This window comes from Embleya sp. NPDC008237 (assembly GCF_042956465.1).
In the GTDB taxonomy this organism is placed as follows: domain Bacteria; phylum Actinomycetota; class Actinomycetes; order Streptomycetales; family Streptomycetaceae; genus Embleya.
On the sequence record NZ_JBIBGL010000021.1, the window covers coordinates 37576 to 57620 of the forward strand.

A 20045-nucleotide genomic window follows, 5' to 3' on the forward strand; every position below is an offset into this window, starting at 1 on the left:
CTCGACCGTGCCGTCGCCGCAATCGAGCCAAAGGCCGTGTTCGGCGACCGTGTTCCGGCCGCACCGCGCCGCACACGCACGCTTTGCGGAAATAGCAAGCCCATTTGCCAACGAGGCGACCGTCGGTGCACGCTCGAGGCGGAGGTGACCGCCGTGGGCAATACGACGGAGGATGTACGCATCATCCCCGCCGACAACGGCGCCTACGACGTGGTGGTCGTGGGTGCCGGTGCCGCGGGACTGAGCACGGCGCTGCTGTTGGCCAGGGCTCGGCGGCGGGTTGCGGTGGTGGACTGCGGCAACACGCGCAACGCCGCGCACACGCACGGCTTCGCCTCCCGGGACGGTATGGCCGCGGCCGACCTGCTCGCCGTGGGCCGGGCCGAAATCGGCGGACACGGGGTGGACCTGATCAAGGGCAGGATCGACCGGATCGATCCGGGTTTCCTGGTCCACCTGGACGGCGGCGCAACCATCGGCGCCCGGCGAATCGTGATGGCCACCGGGCTGCGCGACGAACTGCCCGCCATCCCCGGCGTCCGCGAACTCCGGGGGAGCGACGTACTGTTCTGCCTCCACTGCCACGCACATGAGATACGCGGTCGGCCCATCGGTGTGTTGGGCACCCACCCGGGCGCGGTGCGGCACGCCCTGCTGTTGTGCCAATGGTCGTACGACGTCGTCTACTTCCCCCACGACCGGGATCTCGCCCCGCGCGATCGCCGGGACCTGGAGGCGCACGGCGTCACCGTCGCCGAGGGAACGGTCAAGCGCCTGGTGACGGAGAACGACCGGCTGCGCGGCGTCGAGTTGGTCCAGGGCCGCGTCTTCCCACGCGGCGCGGTTTTCGTCGTCCCGGCCACGGTGCCCCACGACACGCCCCTCACCGGCCCGGGCTGCGAGCGGCCCGCCGACGGCTGGGCGCGCACCGACGCCGCGGGCCGGACCGGCGTTTTCGGTGTGTGGTCGGTCGGCAACGTGGCCGACCCGAAAGCGCTGGTGATCACCGCGGCGATACAGGGCGCGGCGGCGGCGTTCGCCCTCGACCAGGACCTCGTCTCGGAGGACCTCGAGCAGGCCGTGGACACTTACGACACGACCGCCCGCACGTCCCGAGACGCCCCTCGGCCAGTGCCGCAGGTCCCCTTCCCAAGCTGACGTCGCGCCATCCGGAGGGCGCTCCCGTGCAACCGGGGTCGAGCGCCGCCCCGAAGCGCACCCTTCAACGAAACCGCGGATCCTTCCCTGCCGAGCCTCGCCCGGTTGAACCTCGTCATGCCCGGCCGTCCCGGCGAGCCCGCAGCCGGCGCGACCGAGATCGGCTCGGATACCCGATGCCTGTCGGCCAGGTCTGCGGTGGCTCCCCACCGCGACGGGCGCGCACCGTCGCGGTGGCACGGCATCAAGCGCGTTGCTCGAGCGGAGCTCCGTTTCCGCCCCACTGCTGCCAGGAGGTTCATCCGTGCAGGTCCCGACCACGATGCGCAAGCGAATACCGGCCCTGGCCGCCCTTGCGCTGCTGCTCCTGACCGCTGTCGCGGCCCTGTTGCCGTTGCGTACCTCCGGGACCCGGTCGACCTCCGCCCCCGTCGGCGGCTTCTCGGCGGACCGTGCGGTCGCCCGGCTCGACACGATCGCGAAGGTCCCGCACCCGACGGGTTCGTCCGCACAGTCGGATGTACGGGAGTATCTCGTCGGCGAGTTGCGGAAGCTGGGACTCAATCCCCAGGTCCAGGCCCGGGTCGCGCCCTCCCACGCCGACGACGCCCCGGCCGTCGTGGGATCCGTCTCCAACATCCACGCCAGGATCCCCGGCAGGGAGCCCACCGGCCGCATCGTCCTCGTCGCCCACTACGACTCCGTGCCGATCGCCCCCGGCGCCTCCGACGACGGTGCCAACGTCGCCGCGATCCTCGAAATCGCCCGCGCGCTCAAGACCGGACCGCAGTTCCGCAACGACCTCGAGATCCTGTTCACCGACGGCGAGGAGCAAGGACTGCTCGGCGCACGGGCGTTCGTCGACGCCGAGACGGGCACGGACCGAGCCGCCGACCCTTCGCGGACCGTCGTGGTGAACATGGAGGGCCGGGGTCCCTCCGGGCCCGTCGTGATGTTCCAGATGGCGGGCACCGGCCTCGTCCCCGCCGTGCGCGCCTCCGGCGCGTTCACCACGTCGTTCTCCGCGGCGATCTACGACCGACTGCCCAACGACACCGACCTGACAGCCTTCGAAGAGGCCGGCATGCGAGGGCTCAACTTCGCCTTCATGGAAGGCTCCGGGCACTACCACACCGCCCACGACGACATCGCCCGGCTCGACCGCGCGAGCGTGCAGGACATGGGGGAAGCGGCACTCGCAGCGGTCCGACAGCTCGGCGGGACGGACCTCTCGCAAACCGGTCCGGACGCCACGTACTTCTCCCTGTTCGACACGGTCGTGTCCTACCCCGCATGGCTGGTCCTGCCCCTCGCCCTGGCAACCCTCCCGGGCGTGCCTGTGCTGCTGTGGCTCGGCCGGCGCCGTGGGCTCTCCCCCACCGGAGTCGGACGGGCCGCCGCGACCTTCCCGCTCACGCTGATCGGCGCGGCGGTCCTCGGCTCGGCAGGATGGTGGGTACTGAGCCTGGCCCGACCGGACTTCGCGCTCGCCGAGGGCAGCGTGTACCACCTCGGCCGATACGCGTGGGGCGGGGCTTTGCTGCTCCTGGTGCTGATCGTCGCCTGGTACCGCTGGGCCCGCCGCGAGGCGTCGCCTCTGGACGTCATGACGGGTGTGCTCGGCTGGTTCGCGCTGCTCGCGCTGCTCTGCGCGGTGCTGCTGCCTCAGGGCGCCTACCTCTTCACCTGGCCGGCGTTGATCGGGACGGTCGTCGTAGGCGTGACGTTGAGGTTCACCGGTGTGGACTCCCCATGGCGAGCCGTGACCGGAGCGTTCACCGCCGTACCGGTCGTGGCACTGGTCCTGCCGGTCGTGCTCGTGCTGCTGCCCGCCCTGGGGCTGGCACTCATCGCCGCGCCGCTGGTCCTCGCGGTACTGCTCGCAGCGTTGTTGCCGAGTCTGCTGGAGCCCCTTCCCCCACGCCGAACGGTCACGGTCGGGATGCTCGCGGTGGCGGCGGCAGCTGCGGGCACGCTGGTCGTGGGTACGGCCCTCGACGGGTACAGCGCCGACGAGCCTCGACCGGTCAGCCTCGGATACGTCCTGGAAGCCGACACCGGCAAAGCCACCTGGGTCAGCCTCGGCGACACCTCCCAGCCCACCGTCGGCAGGCTCCTCACCGGTGAACCGGCACGCTACGACGACCGCGTCCCCTCGCTCGGCGACGTCACACTCGCGAACGGAGCGGCCAGGACCGCACCCCTGGACACACCGTCGATCAGGAACACCTCGGTCGTCGAGACCGACGGCGTACGAACGATCCGCGTCCGTATCCAGGCCCCCGCCGACGCCCACACCATCGAGGTCCACGCCGACACCGGCGCCCACGAGATCCTCGACGCCACCGTCGAGGGCGCGAAGCTTGCCGGCGGCGCCGGACGGCCGGAGGGCGGCTGGTCATGGAGCTTCAGCTACGCCGCCCCGCCCGCCGACGGCATCGACGTCGTCATCCGCGCCCGCGGCACGGGCGCCCTGCCACTACGCGTGATGTCCACCGCCGTCGGCCTGCCGAACGGAGCCGACGCGCCCGCCCTTGCCGCGGACGAAAGCTGGGCGAGTTGGCCGTCGATAGCCGGACAGACCTTCGTCGTGAGGACCTTCCGGCTTTGACCACACCCCGCCGGGGTCGGCTCACGGAACCATCCGTTCCGGCTGTGACCAGGCGAATCCACTTCGGCGGACGGCGCAAGGGGTGCGCCGGATCGGCACCGTCAGGAAATCGACGGGCATCATCAGAGATTTCATGGGCCTTCTTGGTCCGTGACACTTCGGAACACATCGAAACGAGAGAAGGAAAGATCGTCATGCGCATCGCCATCGCCGGCGCGACCGGGAACATCGGGGCCCTGACCGCCACAGCCCTCGCGAAGCGCGGGCACGACGTCGTGCGGATCAGTCGCTCGCTCGGCGTGGACCTGTCGACCGGGGACGGGCTGGACGACGCACTGACCGGCGTCGACGCGGTCGTCGACGCGACCAACGCGCCGGTGACCGACCGAGCCGGGACGGTGGCGTACTTGGGCACGACCACCCGGAACCTGCTGGCAGCCGAGCAGCGGGCCCGCGTCCGCCACCACGTGCTGCTCTCGATCGCGGGTGTCGGTCGAAACGAGGGCAACGCACACCACTTCGGCAAGCGCGAACAGGAACGCCTCGTGGCCGCGGGGCCGGTGCCGTGGACCATCGTCCCGGCCACCCAGTTCCACGACTTCGCCGCGACGGTGACGAGTTGGACCGAACGTGACGGGGTCGCCGAAGTCGCGCCGCTGCTCGTCCAGCCGATCGCCCCTGCGGACGTCGCCGACATCCTCGCCGAGATCGCGGTCGGCGAGCCCCGGGGACGCTACGTCGACGTGGCCGGACCCGATCCGCAGGACCTGGTGGACATGGCCCGGCGCACCAACGAGGCACGCGGGCGCACGGTGAGGCTCGTGCCGACCTGGTCGTCGGTGTTCGACACGTCGATGGCCGGCGACGTGCTGCTCCCGGGCGAGGGCGCCCGCATCGCACCGACCACCTTCGACCAGTGGCTCCGGGAGCAGCGGTAGCGCCCCTGCGGTCGCCTCGGTCGTCTGCCGAAGCGTCGCGTCGCGGTCGGCGGTGGGTTGTGGTCGCGGGTGCCCCTGCGGTCGGGGGTGGCAGCGGCTCTCGGCGGCCACCCCCGACCGCGAATTCGCGGTCGAGCGTCGGGGCGCGCAGGACGTGTTCCTGAACGACCCGAACCGGTCGTGTCCGCGAACCACGCTCGGCGTCGGGCGGAGCGTTGCCGCCCGCCGCGCCGACGCCCGGTTCAGTGCCCCGACCGGACGCCGTCCGGGAGCGGATGCGCCGATCCGTCCCCGAGTGCCCGTCCCTGAATAGCATCTCGAAAACCCCGGCTCTCCCGCGCCTGCGCGCCGCTCACGGACATGCCCGAACGTTCGGACACCACCTCCCCGGGGGCGGCGGAAGGCGGTTCTCGGCGGTGGGGGTTCAGGGGTGGACGTGTGGGCGTTCGTGCTGCGCCCGCCAGGAGGGCGTGGCCACGCCGGACATGACGATCATCACGATGTCCTCGGCGAGGGTGTCGGTGATCGGGAGGTGGCCGAAGAGCGCCCGGTAGTACGTGGTGGAGGCCAGCAGGTCGAGGAGTAGGTCGAGATCGGCGTCGGGGCGGATGTCGCCGCGGTCGATGCCTCGGCGCAGGGCGGTGGCCGTGGCGGCGCGGCGGGGGTCGAAGAGGCGGGTGAAGAAGGTTTCGGCCAGGGTCGGGTCGGCGGCGATGTCGGCGACCAGGGCGGGCCACACCCGACGGGTGCCGGGGCCGGCGAAGGCGGCGGTGAGGGTCGCGATGCCGGCAATGAGGTCGCAGTGGGTGCACCCGGTGTCCGGGGTGGGGGCGTCCCCCATGGTCGCCAGGAGGGCGTCGACGATCAGGTGGCGGCGCGACGGCCAGCGGCGACGGATGGCCGGCTTGGTGGTGCCGGCGCGTACGGCGACCGCCTCCAGGGTGAAGTCGGCGTAGCCGCCTTCCTCGAGGAGTCGCATGGTGGCCGCGAGGACTGCCTCGTCGATGCGGTGGTCGCGGGGGCGGCCCCGATTGGTCGGGATCAGTCGGGTACCGGAGCTGGCCATGGTCACGAGTATAGTGCGGGGCTACTATCGTTCCGTTCCGGAACGGAACATAATTCACGGACGACTTGGAGTCGACCTTGTCAGCCGAGCTGCGGCGCGACCCGATGCCGCCAACGACAGTCGAATCGAAAACGGACGGGACACGCATGGGGATGCCCGCAGGGCTCCGTCGGACGGAGGGAGAGGGGACGGCTTCGCCTCCGGGATCGGGAACGGCCCCGCCGCCGGCGATCACCGGCGGCGGCGTTACCCCCGACCCCGCGGGGCGCGCGGCGGTGTGGGATCGCGGACATCGGGCGCTGTCGTCGGGGTTGTTGATCTCGGTGGGCCTCGTCGCGTTCGAAGCCATGGGTGTCGTCGCGATCATGCCGCACATCGCACGGCGGCTCGGCGGAATGGAATCGTACGGCTGGGGCCTGTCCGCGTTGATGCTCGCGAGCATCCTGGGCGCGGTCGTCGCCGGTGCGGCCGGAGACCGCGTGGGCCCGCGCCGGCCGCTCGCGGTGGCCCTCGCCCTGCTGGCGGCGGGTTGTGTGGTCGCCGGTGTCGCGCCCACGTGGTGGGTGTTCGTGGTCGGCAGATTCGTCCAGGGGCTGGGGGTCGGCGCGATCATGGGTCTGGCCTACCTGGTGATCGGCCGGGCCTACCCTGATCACCTGCAAGCACGCATGGTGGCACTCACCTCCTCGGCGTGGACACTGCCCGCGCTCATCGGTCCGGTGATCGCGGGTACGCTCGCCGATCGGCTCTCGTGGCGTTCGCTGTTTCTCCTCCTGCCGATTCCGATCGCGCTCGCGGCCCTGCTGACGCTGCCGGCACTTCGTGCGCTGGGCGGCTCGGCTGGTTCGACGGGGCCGGGGGCGAGCGGGGATGCCCCGGAAGCGGTGGGCGATCGGGCGGGGGCCGCGGACGCGGCCGGCGAGGCGGGGAAGACGACGGGGCGGCGGCTTCGGGACCTGGCGTCGAGTCTCGTGCTCGCCTTGGGGATGGCGCTGATGATCGTCGCGTTCGAGTTGGCCTCGTTGGTGCCGGTGCTGCTCCTCGCGTCGGTCGGCGCGGTCGTCGCCGTGCTTTCCTATCGCGCACTGACTCCGGCCGGAACCACACGCGCCCGACGCGGTCTGCCGGCCGGGATCGCCATGCGATGGCTACTCGCGGGGGCCTACTTCGGGGCGGACACCTTCCTTCCCCTGGGGCTGACCGAGCTGCGCGGGTTGAGCACCGTCGAAGCCGGATTCGGGCTGTCCGCGGGCGCGTTGACGTGGGTGGCCGGCTCCGCGCTCCAGGCGCGCTGGGACGATCGGTACGGCGCGCGGCTTCGTCCGACGCACAGCGCGGTCGGCAGCGTCGTGCTGTTCCTCGGCATCGCGATCCTGGCCGGCGCCGTACTGGTCGACGCCGTACCGCCGTTGGTGGCCGTACTGGGCTGGGCGATCGGCGGGTTCGGAATGGGCATCGCGTACAACGCCGCCTCCGCCGCGGTCCTCGCCCAGGCACCGACCGACCAACAGGGCCGCACCGGTGGGGCGCTCCAGTTGTCTCAGACCTCCGCCATCGCCGCGCTCAGCGGCCTCGGCGGCGGCGCCGTCGCCCTGACCCACGACCACGGCGCGGGCATGGGTACCGCGCTCGGCGTGACGTTCGGACTGACGGCGCTGCTCGCCTTGGCGGCCGTGGCGGTATCGAGCCGCATCAAACCGCCGACCGAGGGCTGAGAGCCGGCCGGTCGGGCCGGGGGCCGGACGGGGGCGGTGGTGAGAGTGCCGAACGGCAGGAGCGACGGGACCTGGTAGAGCGCTTCGTCCGGGACCGCGTCCGGGTGTGGATGGGCTGCGACCTTGGCCCACCCGTGAACAGGAGTTCACGGGTGGGCCTCGGGCACGCAGTGCAATGGGGATCGGGTCGGGCAACGACCACCGGCGGGAGCGGAGGCTGCCGAAACCGTCCGCCTCCTCGTCGTTGCCCTCGAAAATCGGGGCGGTCGGCCGGCCCGAGGTCACTGGTGTCCGGAAGCGGGATCGCCGGCGGCGCGGCCGGGACGGTGGTGGCCGGCCGGGGTGTTCCCCAGAGCTGGTGACGCGGCGAGGTGGTGATCTGGGCACAGACGATGCGGTAGCGCGGACCGGCCGCCACCGGGGGCGGCGGCGGCCCGCGGAACCGCGACGTCGGATGGATGCTTGAGGTCCCGAGCGCGGGATATGGGACGTCCGCAGAGCGGGCTATGCGCGGGTGCGGACGGTACCGCCTGTGCAAGGGAGGATCTGGCCGGTCAGGGACGGGAGGCGGGGGTCGCCGAGGAAGGCGATGGTCTGGGCGACGTGGTGCGGTGTGGGTTCGGTGAACCCGTCCTGGGGTGGTGCCGCCACTGCCACCGCGTTGACCGCGACGCCTACCGGACCCAGTTCGCGAGCCAGGGACTTGGTCAGCGCGATCGTCGCCGACCCGATCGTCGCGTCGATGGTGGCGCCCGCCTCCCCCGTCAGGCCGCGTGCGTCGAGCACGAGCACGATCCGTCCCCCGCCTGCGGCGGCCAGGTCCCGTCCCGCCGTCTGGGCCAGGGCGAACACCGCGGACAGCCGCCGCTCGACGGCGGCCCACCAGGTCGTCGGGTCGGTGTCCGCGAAGTCCGCGGCCGACCCCGGCTCGGTGGTACCGATCACGAACAGGTCGGGCACCGGCCGGTCCGCGTCGGTGGAGGGCGACGTCACCCGTCGGCCTCCCGCTTCCAGCACCTGTGTCGCGGCCCGGCCGATCTCGGTGGGCAGGCCGACGAGTACGGCGTGGTTCGAGATCGACTGCATCAGATCACCGTTCCTGCGTTGGGGGACACGACCTGCCCGGTGAGAGCGCCGCGGCCGGACAGCAGGAACGCCGCGGTGACGGCGATTTCCTCGGGCCGGACCAGCGCGCCGGTGGGCAGCGTGGCCAGGTACGCCGGGTCGCGCCAGATGGTGCCGGGGGCCAGCATCGCGGTGTCGGTGGGGCCGGGGGCAACCACGTTCACCAGCACCCCGGTCGAGGCCAGTTCGGCGGCCAGCGCCCGGGTCAGTCCCAGGAGGGCCCCCTTGGCGGTCACGTAGTGGGCGGCGTCCTCGCCACCGGTGATCGCCAGTTCGGAGGCCACCGCGACGATCGCGCCGCCGCCTCGGTCCACCATGGTCGGCAGGGTGGCGCGGGTGAGGTTGTGCAGGCCGCCGAGGTGCACGCCGAGCATCCGCCGGAAGGCCGCAGGCGAGATCTCGGCGAGCGGGATCTCCTCGACGTAGCCCGCAGCACTCAACACGCCGGTGGGCGCCCCGAGTTCGGTGGTGACACGGGCCACGAAGCTCGCGACGGCCGCCGGATCGGCGACGTCCACCACCGCGTCGAGGTCAGCCTCGCCGCCGGCCCGCAGGTCGCATCCCGCCACCAGGCGGCCTTGTCCCCGCAGTTCGCGGACACAGGCCAGGCCGATCCCGGCCGCCGCGCCGCTGACCACGACCACTTCGGCCGTCCCGCCGCCGCCCGTACCCCTGATCATCGCCCTACTCCCTCGGCCACGCCGAACTCTGCCTCCACCACGGCGGCGATCGCGTCGGCGGCCCCCTCGAAGATCGCCTCGCCGATCGCGGCCGAGCTGCCGTGCGCGGTGCGCAGCACGCCGGAGGAATCGACCAGGCCCGGCCGTTCCGGCAGCACCGTGTACGGCGGCGGAGTGATCGCGACCGTCAGCGGGCTGATCGCGTCGGCGTGTACCCGCCCCGGATCCAGGTGCATCATCAGCGACGTCTCGACGATCCCGGCGTGTTCGGCCTCCCAGCCGGGGAAGTCGCCTGCGAAGATCCGGTCGAGCGCGTCGGCGCCGATCACCTCCCACCAGTTCACCATCAACACCCGCGCGTCGGTTCCGCGTTCGAGGGCGAGGTCGACTCCCTCGACGGCCGGCGCGGTGTTTTCGAAGTGACCGTTGACCAGCACGATGCGTCGGTGTCCGTGCCGGGCGTAGTTGACCACCAGGTCGCTCACGATCGCGCTGTGCGTGGCGGCGCTCAGCGAGACCGTGCCGGGAAACCGCTCGCCGCCGCCGCTGATCGGCCGCGATCGTGATCCGTAGGTGTACCCGGGGGCGACCAGACCGCCCGTGCGGGCGCAGACAGCGGCGGCGAAGCGCTCGGCGATGTGCGTGTCGGTGTCCACCGGCAGGTGCGGGCCGTGTTGCTCGATCGAGCCGAGCGGCAGGAACAGCACCTCGTTCGCCGCTCGGGCGGCGATTTCGGGGCCGGTGAGGTCGCGTAGCCGGGTCCGGTCGGTCATGGAGTCCTCCGGTGCAGATCGTGGTGATGCCGGGTGAGGAGGTCGGTGAACCGCCCGCGCGGTTCCCAGCCCAAGGCGGCGCGCGCGCCGTCGGCGCGGATCGCGCCGGCGTGCGGGTCGCGGGTGAAGCGGTCCCGGTCGAGGTCGGCGGGTACCTCGCCCACCTCGCGGGTGTACCAGTCCAGTGTCGGGTCGGGGTGGGCGCAGTCCGCCGCGGAGAGCAGGTACGGCCCGAAGGTCGGTGCGGTGGTTTCCACGGCGGCCCGGAAGGCCCGCGCGACGTCCTCCGCCGTGACGTAGTCGTGCAGGGTGCGCGGGCCGGCTTCGTGTGCCGGGTCGACGAAGGTGTGCAGGTTCTCCGGGAAGACCACCGCGCAGGGACGCAGGCACACCACCTCCAAGCCGCCCGCGTCGGCGAAGCCACGCGCGGTCACCTCGACCATCGCCTTGCTGATGCCGTACGCGTCCACCGGCCGGCTCGGGTGCGTGTCGTCCACCGGCAGCCGGGTCGGGGTCCATCCGGCGCGCAGCTCGTGCAGTCCGGTCGCCGCGACGCTGGAGCACACCACGACCCGGACGACGCCTTGTTCGCGGGCCGCCTGGAGCACGTTCCAGCAGCCGAGGATGTTCACGCGGACGCAGGTCAGCGGGTCGGTCGCCCAGTCGTAGTCGATCCCGGCGAGGTGGACCACGGCGTCGGCGCCGGCGAACGCCGAGGCAAGGGTCGGGGGTTCGAGGATGTCCGTGCGGTGGAAGGCGACATCGGGGCCGTTCGTTCCGGGGGCGAGGTCGGCGTTCAGCACGTCGTGCGCGTCCGCGAGTTCGGCCAGTACGTACCGGCCCACCCGACCGGAACCACCGGTGACCACGACCCGCTTGCCCACAGCGCTCATCGGGCCGGCACCGCGGTCGCGTCCGGACGTTCGGCCTCGGGCGGCTCGTCGTCGAGCCCGCGCCTGCGGACGAGGAGCAGGACGAGGCCGCCGACCATCCACACGACCACCACCGGCAGTGCCCACACGAACGGGCTCTCCGGCAGCGGATCGAGTGATTCGTACGCCACCAGGATCAGCGCTGCGCTGCCCAGGAACGGCACCACGGCGTGCTTGACCACGTTGAACTCGTGCCGGGCCATGGTCCGGTACATCCGCCACACCGCGACGCTGCCCATCACGTACACCACGGCGAGGGCGAAGGTGAACATCAGCCCGGTGAACGAGTAGACGTTGTACAGCCCGACGGTGGCGATCATCGCCAGTCCGACCACGACGTTGATCACCGTTTGGGCTCCGATCGCCGCGACCGGCGTCTGATGCCGGCTCAGCCGGGCGAGCGGTTCGGGCAGCGCACCGGATCGGGCCATGCCGTACATGAACCGGGCCGAGGCGTTCATGCACGCGATGGCGCCGCCGATGATCGAGTTGAGAAGTGCCAGCAGGGCCAGGAACCACAGCGGGCCCCAGTACTTGTGCGCGAGGACGAACACCGGGATCTGTTCGGAGTCGACGAAGCCCTGGATGTCGCGGGTTCCCCAGCCGGCCAGTTGCCCCCAGGTGGTCAGGACGACGAAGACGCCCAGGATGACGATCGAGCCGAGCACCGCCTTGGGGATGTTCCGGCGTGGGTTCGCGGTCTCCTCGCCGAGGGAGGCCGCGGCGTCCCAGCCGGTGTAGGTGTAGATGCTGAACACGAAGCCGAGGAAGAAGCCGTTGCCGGTGGGTGCTCCGCTCCCGGTGAGCCAGTTCAGGCTGGTGCCGCCGTCGCCGGGCTGGAACAGGCCCCAGACGGAGAGCGCGACCATCACCACGATCTCGAACACGCCCAGCGCGACGGTCACTCCCACGGCCAGTTCGACGCCCTTGTAGGCCAGTGCGGCGATGGCCACCAGGAGCAGCATCATCGGCGCCCACCACGGCACGTCCCAGCCGTATTCGCTCAGCAGCACCCGGTGCGTCGTCGAACCGAACAGCCCGCACAGCATCGCGGTGGCGACCGGGTAGAACAGCAGGTACGCCCACGCGGCGAGGAAGCCCCAGCGCGGACCCAGCAGTCGGCTGACGAAGCTGTGGTAGGTGCCCGCGGAGGTTATGTGTCGGGCGAGTTGGGCCAGGGAGTAGCCGAGCAGGTAGGACACCACGGCGGCGAGCAGTACCACCAGCGGGCTCGCGACGCCGGCGGTGCCGGCCAGGAAGGGAACGGTGAAGGCGACCGTGATGGCCGGGGACATCGTGGTCACCGACTGCATGAGGGCGCCGGAGAGCCCGATGGCGTTCTCCTTCAGGCCCGGCGTGGGCGGCTGCCCCGCCGGGGCTCGGTCGTCGGTTCTCATCGTCGTGCTCCTCGCGTGGCCGGGGTGGAGTCGGAGTGGGCGGGACGGGCGTCGGTGCCCGGTGGCGTGGTCATTCGCCGTCGGTGCGTTGCGTGTGAGTGGGCGCGAACATCCGCAGCAGGGCGGACAGGACGACCACCCGGGGGCCGGGCGCGGCCAGGGCCGCGGCGAGATCGCGCCTCAGTGTGGCGGGCGTGGCCTTTGTGGCCGGGACGCCGAAGGATTCGGCGAGCCGGACGAAGTCGGGGCGGGCCAGTTCGGTCCCGGTCGTGTCACCGAAGGTGCCCGTCATGTACTCGCGCAGGATTCCGTAGCCGCCGTCGTCGACGATCAGCCACGTCACGTTCAGGTTCTCCTGGCGGGCGGTGGCCAGTTCGGCGATCGAGTACATCGCGCCGCCGTCGCCGGAGACCGCGAGCACCGCACGCGCCGGGTCGGCGGTCGCCGCGCCGAGCGCGGCCGGGTAGCCGTAGCCGAGGCCGCCCGCGCCTTGTGCGGAGTGCATCGCGCCGGGCCGTCGGGCATCCCAGGCGGACCAGGCCCAGTAGCCGAGGATGGTCATGTCGAAGAAGACCGGCGAGGCGTCGGGCAGCGCGGCCCGCACCGCGGCGAGCACGCCCTGTTCGAGTTCGAGGCCTTGGTCCGCGATCCGCGCGCCGACCCGCTCGCGCAGGGTACGGGCGATCTCCGCGCCCCGGCCGGGCGGTCGCGGCGAGACCGAGTCGCCGAGTACGGCCAGCGCGGTGCGCGCGTCGGCATGGATGCCGAACGCGGGATGGACGGACTCCAACGTGCTCGGGTCGGCCTCGATCTGGACGATTCGACCTCGCGGGGCCAGCGTGTGGTAGTTGGTGGAGAGTTCGCCCAGTCCGGAGCCGACCACGAGCAACACGTCCGCGTCGTCCAGGAGTTCGGTGGTGTGCCGATCCTCCAACCAGGACTGGAGCGAGAGCGGGTGCGTCCAGGGGAAGGCGCCCTTGGCGCCGAACGTGCAGGCGACCGGCGCGTCCAGGAGCTCGGCCAGGCGCAGCAGTTCCGCACTCGCGCCGGCCCGGACCACACCGCCGCCGGCCAGGATCACCGGCCGTTCGGCGGCGACCAGCAACGCCGCCGCCTCGGCGAGCAGTTCGGGTCGGGCGAGCGGCACGCGAGGGCACACCCGCAGCCCCGTCACCCGCGGCACCTGCGTGGTGGCGAGCAGTACGTCCTGGGGGATTTCCACCCACACCGGACCGTACGGCGGGGTGAGCGCGGACTCCCACGCCGCCGCGAGCGCGGAGGGGATCTGCGAGGCCGCGCCCACCAGGTGCACGGACTTGACCACGTCGCGGAAGCTCGCCTGTTGGTCCACCAGTTCGTGCAGGTAGCCGCGTCGTCGACCACCGAGTCCGGCCGAGGGGATCTGGCTGGAGACGGCCAGGACCGGCACGGAGGCGGCGGCCGATTCCTGGAGCGCCGGCAACGCGGTCAGCGCGCCGGGGCCGGTGGACAACAGCAGCGGGGCCACCGTGCCGGCGCTGCGCGCGTAGCCGTCCGCGGCGAAGCCCGCGTTGTTCTCCACGCGCAGTCCCGTGTAGCGCAGCGGCGAGCGGCGCAGCGCGTCGAACAGTGCGAGCGCGTGTTGTCCGGGTACCCCGAAGACCCGGTCCGCGCCGAGGTTGACGAGCGATTCGACGACCAGGTCACCGCCGTTGCGGGTCGCGGGCGTTTCGGGTTCGTGGTGGGGATTCACGCGCGTTCACCGGCGATCCGCCGAGCCATCAGCGTGGTCAGTTCGTAGGCGGTGTGCGCGGCGGCCACCGAGGTGATGTCGGCGTGGTCGTACGCGGGGGCGACCTCGACCACGTCGGCGGAGACCACGTTGCACGCGGTGAGGCCGCGCAGGATCTCCAGGAGTTCGCGCGAGGTGAGGCCGCCGGCTTCGGGGGTGCCGGTGCCCGGCGCGTGCGCGGGGTCCAGGACGTCGATGTCGATCGAGACGTACAAGGGGCGGTCGCCGATCCGCTCGCGCAGTTGCGCGGACACCTCGTCGACGCCGCGGCGCATGACGTCGACCGACGTGACGATGCCGAAGCCCATCTTCTGGTCGTCGGTCAGGTCCTGTTTGCCGTACAGCGGGCCGCGGGTGCCCACGTGGGAGAGCGCCTCGGTGTCGAGGATGCCTTCCTCGACGGCGCGACGGAACGGGGTGCCGTGGGTGTACTCGGCGCCGAAGTACGTGTCCCAGGTGTCCAGGTGGGCGTCGAAGTGCAGGAGGGCCACCGGTCCGTGTCGGCGGGCGACCGCGCGCAGCAGGGGAAGCGCGATGGTGTGGTCGCCGCCGAGGGTCATCAGCCGGGTGCCGGCCGCGAGCAGTTCGTCGGCCGCGGCCTCGACGGTGGAGACCGCCTCGTGGATGTCGAAGGGGTTGACCGCGATGTCACCGGCGTCGGCGACCTGGGCGAGAGCGAACGGCGAGGCGTCCTGGGCCGGGTTGTAGGGGCGCAGCAGTCGGGACGCCTCGCGGATCGCGTTGCCGCCGAACCGCGCGCCGGGCCGGTAGGAGACGCCCGAGTCGAAGGGCACCCCGACCACCGCGATGTCGGTGTGCGGGACTTCGTCCGTACGGGGCAGGCGGGCGAAGGTGGCGGGGCCGGCGTAGCGCGGGACGCGGGAGGAGTCGACGGGGCCGCGGGGGGTGGTGGAACTCATGACGGAGGACCTCGCAAGGACGGCAGGAATCGCCTGCGGAAGGGGAACGTCGGGGTGCCGGGGAAAGCGCGGGCGCTGCCCGGGGCCGGGGCCCGAGCCGGAAGCGGCGGGGTCGGCGGTGGTTGTCGTGCCGGCGTCGGCGCGGCGACCGCTCGCCTTGTGGGTATGAACCTACGTCCGGGCGACGGCACCGGAGAAGTGGCATTTTTGTCCATTATGATGAGCCAAGATAGATGAATCGTCCCGAGTGGAAGGTGTCGCCATGCCGTCGGTCGACCCGCCTCGTCCGGCCGATCCGGCCGAGGACGGACTCGGGATCGGTCTCCCCGACGACCCGAGCGTGCCGAGTGCCCCGAGTGTCCCGCTGAGCGTGTTGCTCGCCGACCCGACGCTGGGGCTGCGGCAGATCGCCGGCCCGCGTGAGGACCGGCCGATCTCCACGACCGGCGTCACCGAGTTGGAGGACCCGACGCCGTATCTGATCGGTGGCGAACTCCTGCTCACCGCCGGGGTGCCTCTGCCCAGGACGCCCGAGGGGATCGACGCGTACGCGGGTCGGATCGCTCGGGCGGGCGCCGGCGCCCTGGGCTTCGGCGTGGTGCCGGTGTACGACGAGGTGCCGACCGAACTGATCGAGGCGTGCGACCGGCACCGGCTACCTCTGTTGCGGGTTCCCGACGGCACCCCGTTCGTCGCGGTCAGCCGGGCGGCGTACGCCGCGATGACCGAGTCGCGCTTTCGGGACCTTCGCCGGATCAGCCGGGCGCAGGGCGCCTTGGTCACCGCCGCGGTCCGCGTCGACGCGCTGCGGTCCGTGCTCACGCGGCTCGCGACGCAGCTCGACGCGTGGACCGTGCTGCTCGACCCGGCGGGCAACGAACTGGTGGCCGCCGGCATGCGGCCGGATCCCGCGGCGCCGGAGCGGCTGCGCGCGTTGATGGCACGCACGATCGCCCAGCCGCGCGAGAGCGGGTCCGGTGAGGATCGGGTGACACCCTCGACGGCCACGGACCACCACGGCGGGCTGCATCTGACCGTGCACGCGTTGCCTGGCGGGGACGCCGGCGGCGTGCCGCCGGCGATCGGGGTCGTGGCGGGCATCGCGCCGACGGCGGTACAACACTCGGTGACCGCGGTGGCGGCCGTGCTGTTGTCCCTGCTGACCAGCCCGCGGCACGCCCTCGGCGGCGACAGCCGCAGCTCGGCCGCGCTGGTGCGGCTGATGCTCGGCGGGTCGCCGCGGGATGTGGCGTCGCTGCTGTTGCCCTCGACACCGGGTGCCGGTTGGGTAGTGGTCCGCGGTCGGCTCGATCGCCGGCAACCGGGCCCGGGAGCGGATCCGGGCGAGGATCCGGTGCAACTGGCCGCGTTGGGTACCGCGTTGGCCACGTCGTATCTGGATCTGCGCGGGCGCGACGTGTACGCGCTCGTGCCCGTTACGCCCGGCTCGCCGACGGCGGATCCGGCGGCGGCGAATCGGCTCGGGTGGACGCTCGGTTTCAGCGCGCCGTCCGCCACGGCCGACCTCGCGGTGGCAGCCAATCAGGCCGAGCGCGCATTGCGGCATGCCCTCGCAGCGGGGGCGCCGTCCCGGCGGCATCAAGACCGGGATCTGAGCGTGCACTCGCTCGTCCCGGCGGCCGACTCGACCGCCCTGGCGCGCGCCCGATTCGCGGCGCTGGCCGATGCCCCCTCGCCCGGCTACGACGTACTGCTCGAAACCCTGCGCACGTGGCTCGCGCACCACGGAAGTTGGGACCGCGCCGCAACCGCGCTCGGCCTGCACCGCAACACCGTGCGCCAACGCGTCGCGAGGATCGGCGATCTGCTGGGCCTGGACCTGCACGACCCGGACGTTCGAATGGAACTGTGGTTCGCCCTGCACTGGCTACCGGGCGAACGACCGAGCACCGAGCAGGCGCCGCCCGCGACGGGTTCGGACAGTCGGCAACGGAACATACACCCCTGATCGACGGGCGAACAGGCGCGGCCGTCCGAACGCTCCCGAACCCGACTCCGTCAACCGCTCGGCGGCGAACCCGCCGAACCCGCCGAAGAACGATCATCGGCTCGCCCGCCGCGCGTGCTTCTCCACTCGCGGCTCAGCAGCGCCGCGTCGCCGGGTCGGTATCGGCCGCGGGGTGTTGTGAGGCGTGCGGGTCGAGGTGGAGGTGCGGTGGTTGTCCACGGCCCGCTCGACGTCCTCGGCGGCGAGGTCGTGGTCGAGGGCGAACGCGGCCGCGGCGCCCTGTCCCGCGGCGATGATCACGAGCGCCTTCGTGTCGGATACGTTGCCGACCGCCCACACCCCGGACACGCTGGTGCGGCCCGCATCGTCGGTGCTCACCCAGTCGTTCGGGTCGCGCTCGCAGCCCAGGCCGGTGAGCAGGGTGTCGCGGGGCACCATCTCCGGAACGACGAAGACCGCGCCGCGGGGGAAGACATGGCCCCCGGCCAGTTCGACACCGCGCACCTGGTCGGCTTCCACCACCACCCGCTTGACCGTGCCGTCGGCGACGACGATGTCACGCGCGGCCGGCTGTTCGCGCTCCCCCGCGTCGAGATCGAGGGTGTGGGCGAAGACGACGACATCGGAGGACCACTGCCGCAACAGCAGGGCGTGCCGCACCGCCCCCGGGTGCGTGCCCAGCACCGCGATCGGCCGGTCGCGCACCTCGTACGCGTGGCAGTAGGGACAGAACAAGACGTCCCTGCCCCACCGCTCCCGCACACCGGGGATCGCCGGAAGCTCGTCCCGCAGTCCGGTGGCCACCACCACCCGCCGAGCCTTGAGCACCGCGCCGCCGTCCAACCGGACGAGGAAACCGGGGTCGATCTGATCCACCCTGCACTCGAACAGGTCCACCCCGTACCCGGCGACCTCGGCCCGACCCACCGCCAGCAGATCCGCCGGGGACATCCCGTCCCGCGACAGGAAACCGTGCGCGTGCGCCGCGGGGGCGTTGCGCGGCGCTCCCGCGTCGACCACCGCCACCCGGCGGCGCGCCCGACCCAGCATCAGAGCGGCGCTCAGCCCCGCCGCACCCGCACCCGCACCCGCACCCGCACCCACGATCACCACGTCGTACCCGTCGGCGTCGGGAGCGTTTCGTACATCGTTCGCCCGCGCTCGTCCGGCGAGCGCGGTGTTCAGCCCGAGCGCGATGCTCTCGCGGTCCCTGAGTTGCCCGGCACGTTTGCAGGGAATCGCTGCGGGGCGGTTGCTTCGGCGAGTAACGTGCGCGGGCACAGCAGCCCACCGAGCCCGAGGAGCATGGGTCATGGCCGTCGGTGCCTCGAACAGGACATCCAGGAAAGCCCTCAGAGGCGTGAGCGCGATCCCACCTCGTCCTTGTGCGTCGTCGTCGCACGGGCCTGTCCGGCTGCTGGTTCTGGCGCTGAGCAGCACCCCGCACTTCAGTCGTCGTGCCTCGGTCGTGGCAGCCCGACTGAGCGGCTTGACGAATGTCCAGGTCGTCGGCGGCTGCGCCAGGTTGTGCCGTCCTGAGGACGTGCCGGGCTTTATGGCCGCCGACGTAGATGTGATCTACGCCTGCGGACACAGTTTCCGTTCCGAGGATGACGGCCCCGTTGACGCGTTCCTGGGGACACGCCTGGCGGATCTCGCAGGAGTCAACGCTCCCGCTTTGATCCTCGATACCTGCCGGAGCGCAACACGCGAGTTCCTTGCGGGCATTGCCTCGGTTCGTGATGCGTCGCTGCCACCTGCAACGGTGCTCGCATGCACGGACATTGCCCCGTTCGCACACGAGCCGCTGTTCGCGCCTCTCCTGGAGGCGCTCGTGCGAGACGGCCGCCCCACAGCCTGGCAGGAACGCCTGCAGACGGCGTTGACACAGACGCTCGCCAGCGCCGAACTCGAACCTCATGCGCGCCGGGAATGGGGCCGCTGGGTCCCCAAGCAGGTCCCGGGCACAGCCTGAACCGGAACCCTGTGCAACAGGGCCGAGTCCCGTCCACACGAAGGGGTTCGGCCGTGATCGGTCGTCGGGTTGGCACGAGTAGCACTGCAAGGTGGGCGCGTTCGCGCTCAGCGCTGGTCTCGGCCGCCTCTGTCCGCCGTGGTTCCCCCTGTGGCAGGCCAGGACACGGCCGGCCAGCTTGGGGCGTTCCACGATCACGTTCAGTGCCGCAGCCCGAGCAGCCTTCCAGGCGTGCGGATCGGCGGTTTCGATCAGCAGGAGCCGCATGTCCTCGGGAGCCAGGATGCCTGCGGCTGCACGCTGCACCGCGGCATGTGCCAGGTCGGGGTCGAACGCGTTGTCGTCACACACGCTTCGCAGCTGTTCGGTGAACGTGGGCGCTTCCGAGGTGTTCCCGCCGAAGGGGGGTGACGGGTGTGCCCCCGGCTTGGGGCCACGTCGTTGGTCGAAGGATCGCCGGACTTCATGGGGGCTCGTGGCGTTTCGGGACCCGGGAACGGGGGCGAGCGGACGAACGGGCGGTGTCTGTGGGTCGAAGGTGCACGGACGGGCTCCTGCGCGGAAGACGACATTCGGATGATGGTTTCTGGGACTCGCAGTTCCGGGACTGATGACGGCCGTGATCGAGGTTCGGCAATGTGGATCGCCCGTGTGGCCTGAGGGATCGCTGCATGCACCGGGTGGCCGGTGCGAGTGGTTCCGGCAGGTCTCGTGCCGGCGTCGCTCGGCTCTACGGACTTCGCTGCCCCGAAGGAAAGGGGATCACGCCCGCAGACGATTGCGTGGCGCCGGTTCGTGTCCACGTGACGCGTGTGGTGTCCCGGAGGGGAAGACAGCGTCCGAACGTACAGCGGACAGGTCGCCTGTTATCGTGCCCGGCACCCGGCATGGTTCGTCAACCGCAGGTACGGGGTTGCGTCGTTCACAGGCGACGACTCAAACAGTAGCGCCCTCCGCGCCGTGAGTGGTCGAGTTTCGACTCCGTGGCCGCGCGTCGTTCGAACCGCCCCGCGCA

The 20045-nt window shown here is 71.8% G+C and carries 15 protein-coding genes; 6 read left to right on the forward strand and 9 right to left on the reverse strand.

Annotated elements, in window-relative coordinates:
* Positions 1-153: 153 nt before the first annotated feature.
* From ACFZBU_RS40020 to ACFZBU_RS40030, 3 genes are all read left to right on the forward strand, one after another.
* Positions 154-1158, forward strand: coding sequence for an NAD(P)/FAD-dependent oxidoreductase (locus tag ACFZBU_RS40020; protein WP_391588701.1), 1005 nt, complete (start codon positions 154-156; stop codon positions 1156-1158).
* Positions 1159-1462: 304 nt separating this feature from the next.
* The gene (locus ACFZBU_RS40025; RefSeq protein ID WP_391588702.1) at positions 1463-3769 is read left to right on the forward strand and encodes a M20/M25/M40 family metallo-hydrolase; all 2307 of its coding nucleotides are present in this window, start codon (positions 1463-1465) and stop codon (positions 3767-3769) included.
* Positions 3770-3963: 194 nt separating this feature from the next.
* Positions 3964-4707: an SDR family oxidoreductase gene (locus ACFZBU_RS40030; RefSeq protein WP_391588703.1), complete on the forward strand. Its 744-nt coding sequence runs from the start codon at positions 3964-3966 to the stop codon at positions 4705-4707.
* A 424-nt stretch (positions 4708-5131) separates the two neighbouring features.
* On the opposite strand, the gene ACFZBU_RS40035 is transcribed toward ACFZBU_RS40030, so the two are convergent.
* On the reverse strand, positions 5132-5773 hold the full coding sequence (locus ACFZBU_RS40035; protein WP_391588704.1) for a TetR/AcrR family transcriptional regulator: 642 nt from the start codon (positions 5771-5773) through the stop codon (positions 5132-5134).
* Positions 5774-6048: 275 nt separating this feature from the next.
* Between ACFZBU_RS40035 and ACFZBU_RS40040 the strand changes: the two genes are divergently transcribed.
* The gene (locus ACFZBU_RS40040; protein WP_391588705.1) at positions 6049-7488 is read left to right on the forward strand and encodes an MFS transporter; all 1440 of its coding nucleotides are present in this window, start codon (positions 6049-6051) and stop codon (positions 7486-7488) included.
* Between the two features lie 504 nt (positions 7489-7992).
* On the opposite strand, the gene ACFZBU_RS40045 is transcribed toward ACFZBU_RS40040, so the two are convergent.
* From ACFZBU_RS40045 to speB, 7 genes are all read right to left on the reverse strand, one after another.
* A complete protein-coding gene (locus ACFZBU_RS40045; RefSeq protein ID WP_391588706.1) occupies positions 7993-8574 on the reverse strand; it encodes an SDR family oxidoreductase in 582 nt (193 codons plus the stop codon).
* Positions 8574-9293 carry an SDR family NAD(P)-dependent oxidoreductase gene (locus ACFZBU_RS40050; RefSeq protein ID WP_391588707.1) on the reverse strand — a complete coding sequence of 240 codons (720 nt, stop codon included), beginning with the start codon at positions 9291-9293 and terminating at the stop codon, positions 8574-8576. Before ACFZBU_RS40050 ends, ACFZBU_RS40045 begins: the two co-directional genes overlap by 1 nt.
* Positions 9290-10066, reverse strand: a complete 777-nt coding sequence (locus tag ACFZBU_RS40055) for a creatininase (RefSeq protein WP_391588708.1) — start codon at positions 10064-10066, stop codon at positions 9290-9292. Before ACFZBU_RS40055 ends, ACFZBU_RS40050 begins: the two co-directional genes overlap by 4 nt.
* Positions 10063-10959, reverse strand: coding sequence for an NAD-dependent epimerase/dehydratase family protein (locus tag ACFZBU_RS40060; protein ID WP_391588709.1), 897 nt, complete (start codon positions 10957-10959; stop codon positions 10063-10065). Before ACFZBU_RS40060 ends, ACFZBU_RS40055 begins: the two co-directional genes overlap by 4 nt.
* Complete coding sequence (locus ACFZBU_RS40065; protein ID WP_391588710.1) at positions 10956-12395, reverse strand: APC family permease; 1440 nt, start codon at positions 12393-12395, stop codon at positions 10956-10958. The genes ACFZBU_RS40060 and ACFZBU_RS40065 overlap by 4 nt, the downstream gene beginning before the upstream one ends.
* A gap of 70 nt (positions 12396-12465) precedes the next feature.
* Positions 12466-14127, reverse strand: coding sequence for a thiamine pyrophosphate-binding protein (locus tag ACFZBU_RS40070; RefSeq protein WP_391588711.1), 1662 nt, complete (start codon positions 14125-14127; stop codon positions 12466-12468).
* The gene (gene speB, locus ACFZBU_RS40075) at positions 14124-15086 is read right to left on the reverse strand and encodes an agmatinase (protein ID WP_391588712.1); all 963 of its coding nucleotides are present in this window, start codon (positions 15084-15086) and stop codon (positions 14124-14126) included. Before speB ends, ACFZBU_RS40070 begins: the two co-directional genes overlap by 4 nt.
* Before the next feature lie 262 nt (positions 15087-15348).
* Between speB and ACFZBU_RS40080 the strand changes: the two genes are divergently transcribed.
* Entirely contained in the window at positions 15349-17055 is a 1707-nt protein-coding gene (locus tag ACFZBU_RS40080; RefSeq protein ID WP_391588713.1) for a PucR family transcriptional regulator, read from the forward strand.
* Between the two features lie 93 nt (positions 17056-17148).
* On the opposite strand, the gene ACFZBU_RS40085 is transcribed toward ACFZBU_RS40080, so the two are convergent.
* Positions 17149-18168: an NAD(P)/FAD-dependent oxidoreductase gene (locus tag ACFZBU_RS40085; RefSeq protein WP_391588806.1), complete on the reverse strand. Its 1020-nt coding sequence runs from the start codon at positions 18166-18168 to the stop codon at positions 17149-17151.
* 376 nt (positions 18169-18544) lie between these two features.
* Here ACFZBU_RS40085 and ACFZBU_RS40090 point away from each other — a divergent pair, with 376 nt between their 5' ends.
* Positions 18545-19030 (forward strand): hypothetical protein, encoded by a 486-nt coding sequence (locus ACFZBU_RS40090; RefSeq protein ID WP_391588714.1) that lies wholly within the window; start codon positions 18545-18547, stop codon positions 19028-19030.
* Positions 19031-20045: the final 1015 nt, after the last annotated feature.

Coding starts and splice junctions, on each gene's coding strand:
- ACFZBU_RS40030 (WP_391588703.1), top strand. CDS start 3,964: ATGCGCATCGCCATCGCCGGCGCGACCGGGAACATCGGGGCCCTGACC.
- ACFZBU_RS40035 (WP_391588704.1), bottom strand. CDS start 5,773: ATGGCCAGCTCCGGTACCCGACTGATCCCGACCAATCGGGGCCGCCCC.
- ACFZBU_RS40045 (WP_391588706.1), bottom strand. CDS start 8,574: ATGCAGTCGATCTCGAACCACGCCGTACTCGTCGGCCTGCCCACCGAG.
- ACFZBU_RS40050 (WP_391588707.1), bottom strand. CDS start 9,293: ATGATCAGGGGTACGGGCGGCGGCGGGACGGCCGAAGTGGTCGTGGTC.
- ACFZBU_RS40055 (WP_391588708.1), bottom strand. CDS start 10,066: ATGACCGACCGGACCCGGCTACGCGACCTCACCGGCCCCGAAATCGCC.
- ACFZBU_RS40060 (WP_391588709.1), bottom strand. CDS start 10,959: ATGAGCGCTGTGGGCAAGCGGGTCGTGGTCACCGGTGGTTCCGGTCGG.
- ACFZBU_RS40065 (WP_391588710.1), bottom strand. CDS start 12,395: ATGAGAACCGACGACCGAGCCCCGGCGGGGCAGCCGCCCACGCCGGGC.
- speB (WP_391588712.1), bottom strand. CDS start 15,086: ATGAGTTCCACCACCCCCCGCGGCCCCGTCGACTCCTCCCGCGTCCCG.
- ACFZBU_RS40080 (WP_391588713.1), top strand. CDS start 15,349: ATGCCGTCGGTCGACCCGCCTCGTCCGGCCGATCCGGCCGAGGACGGA.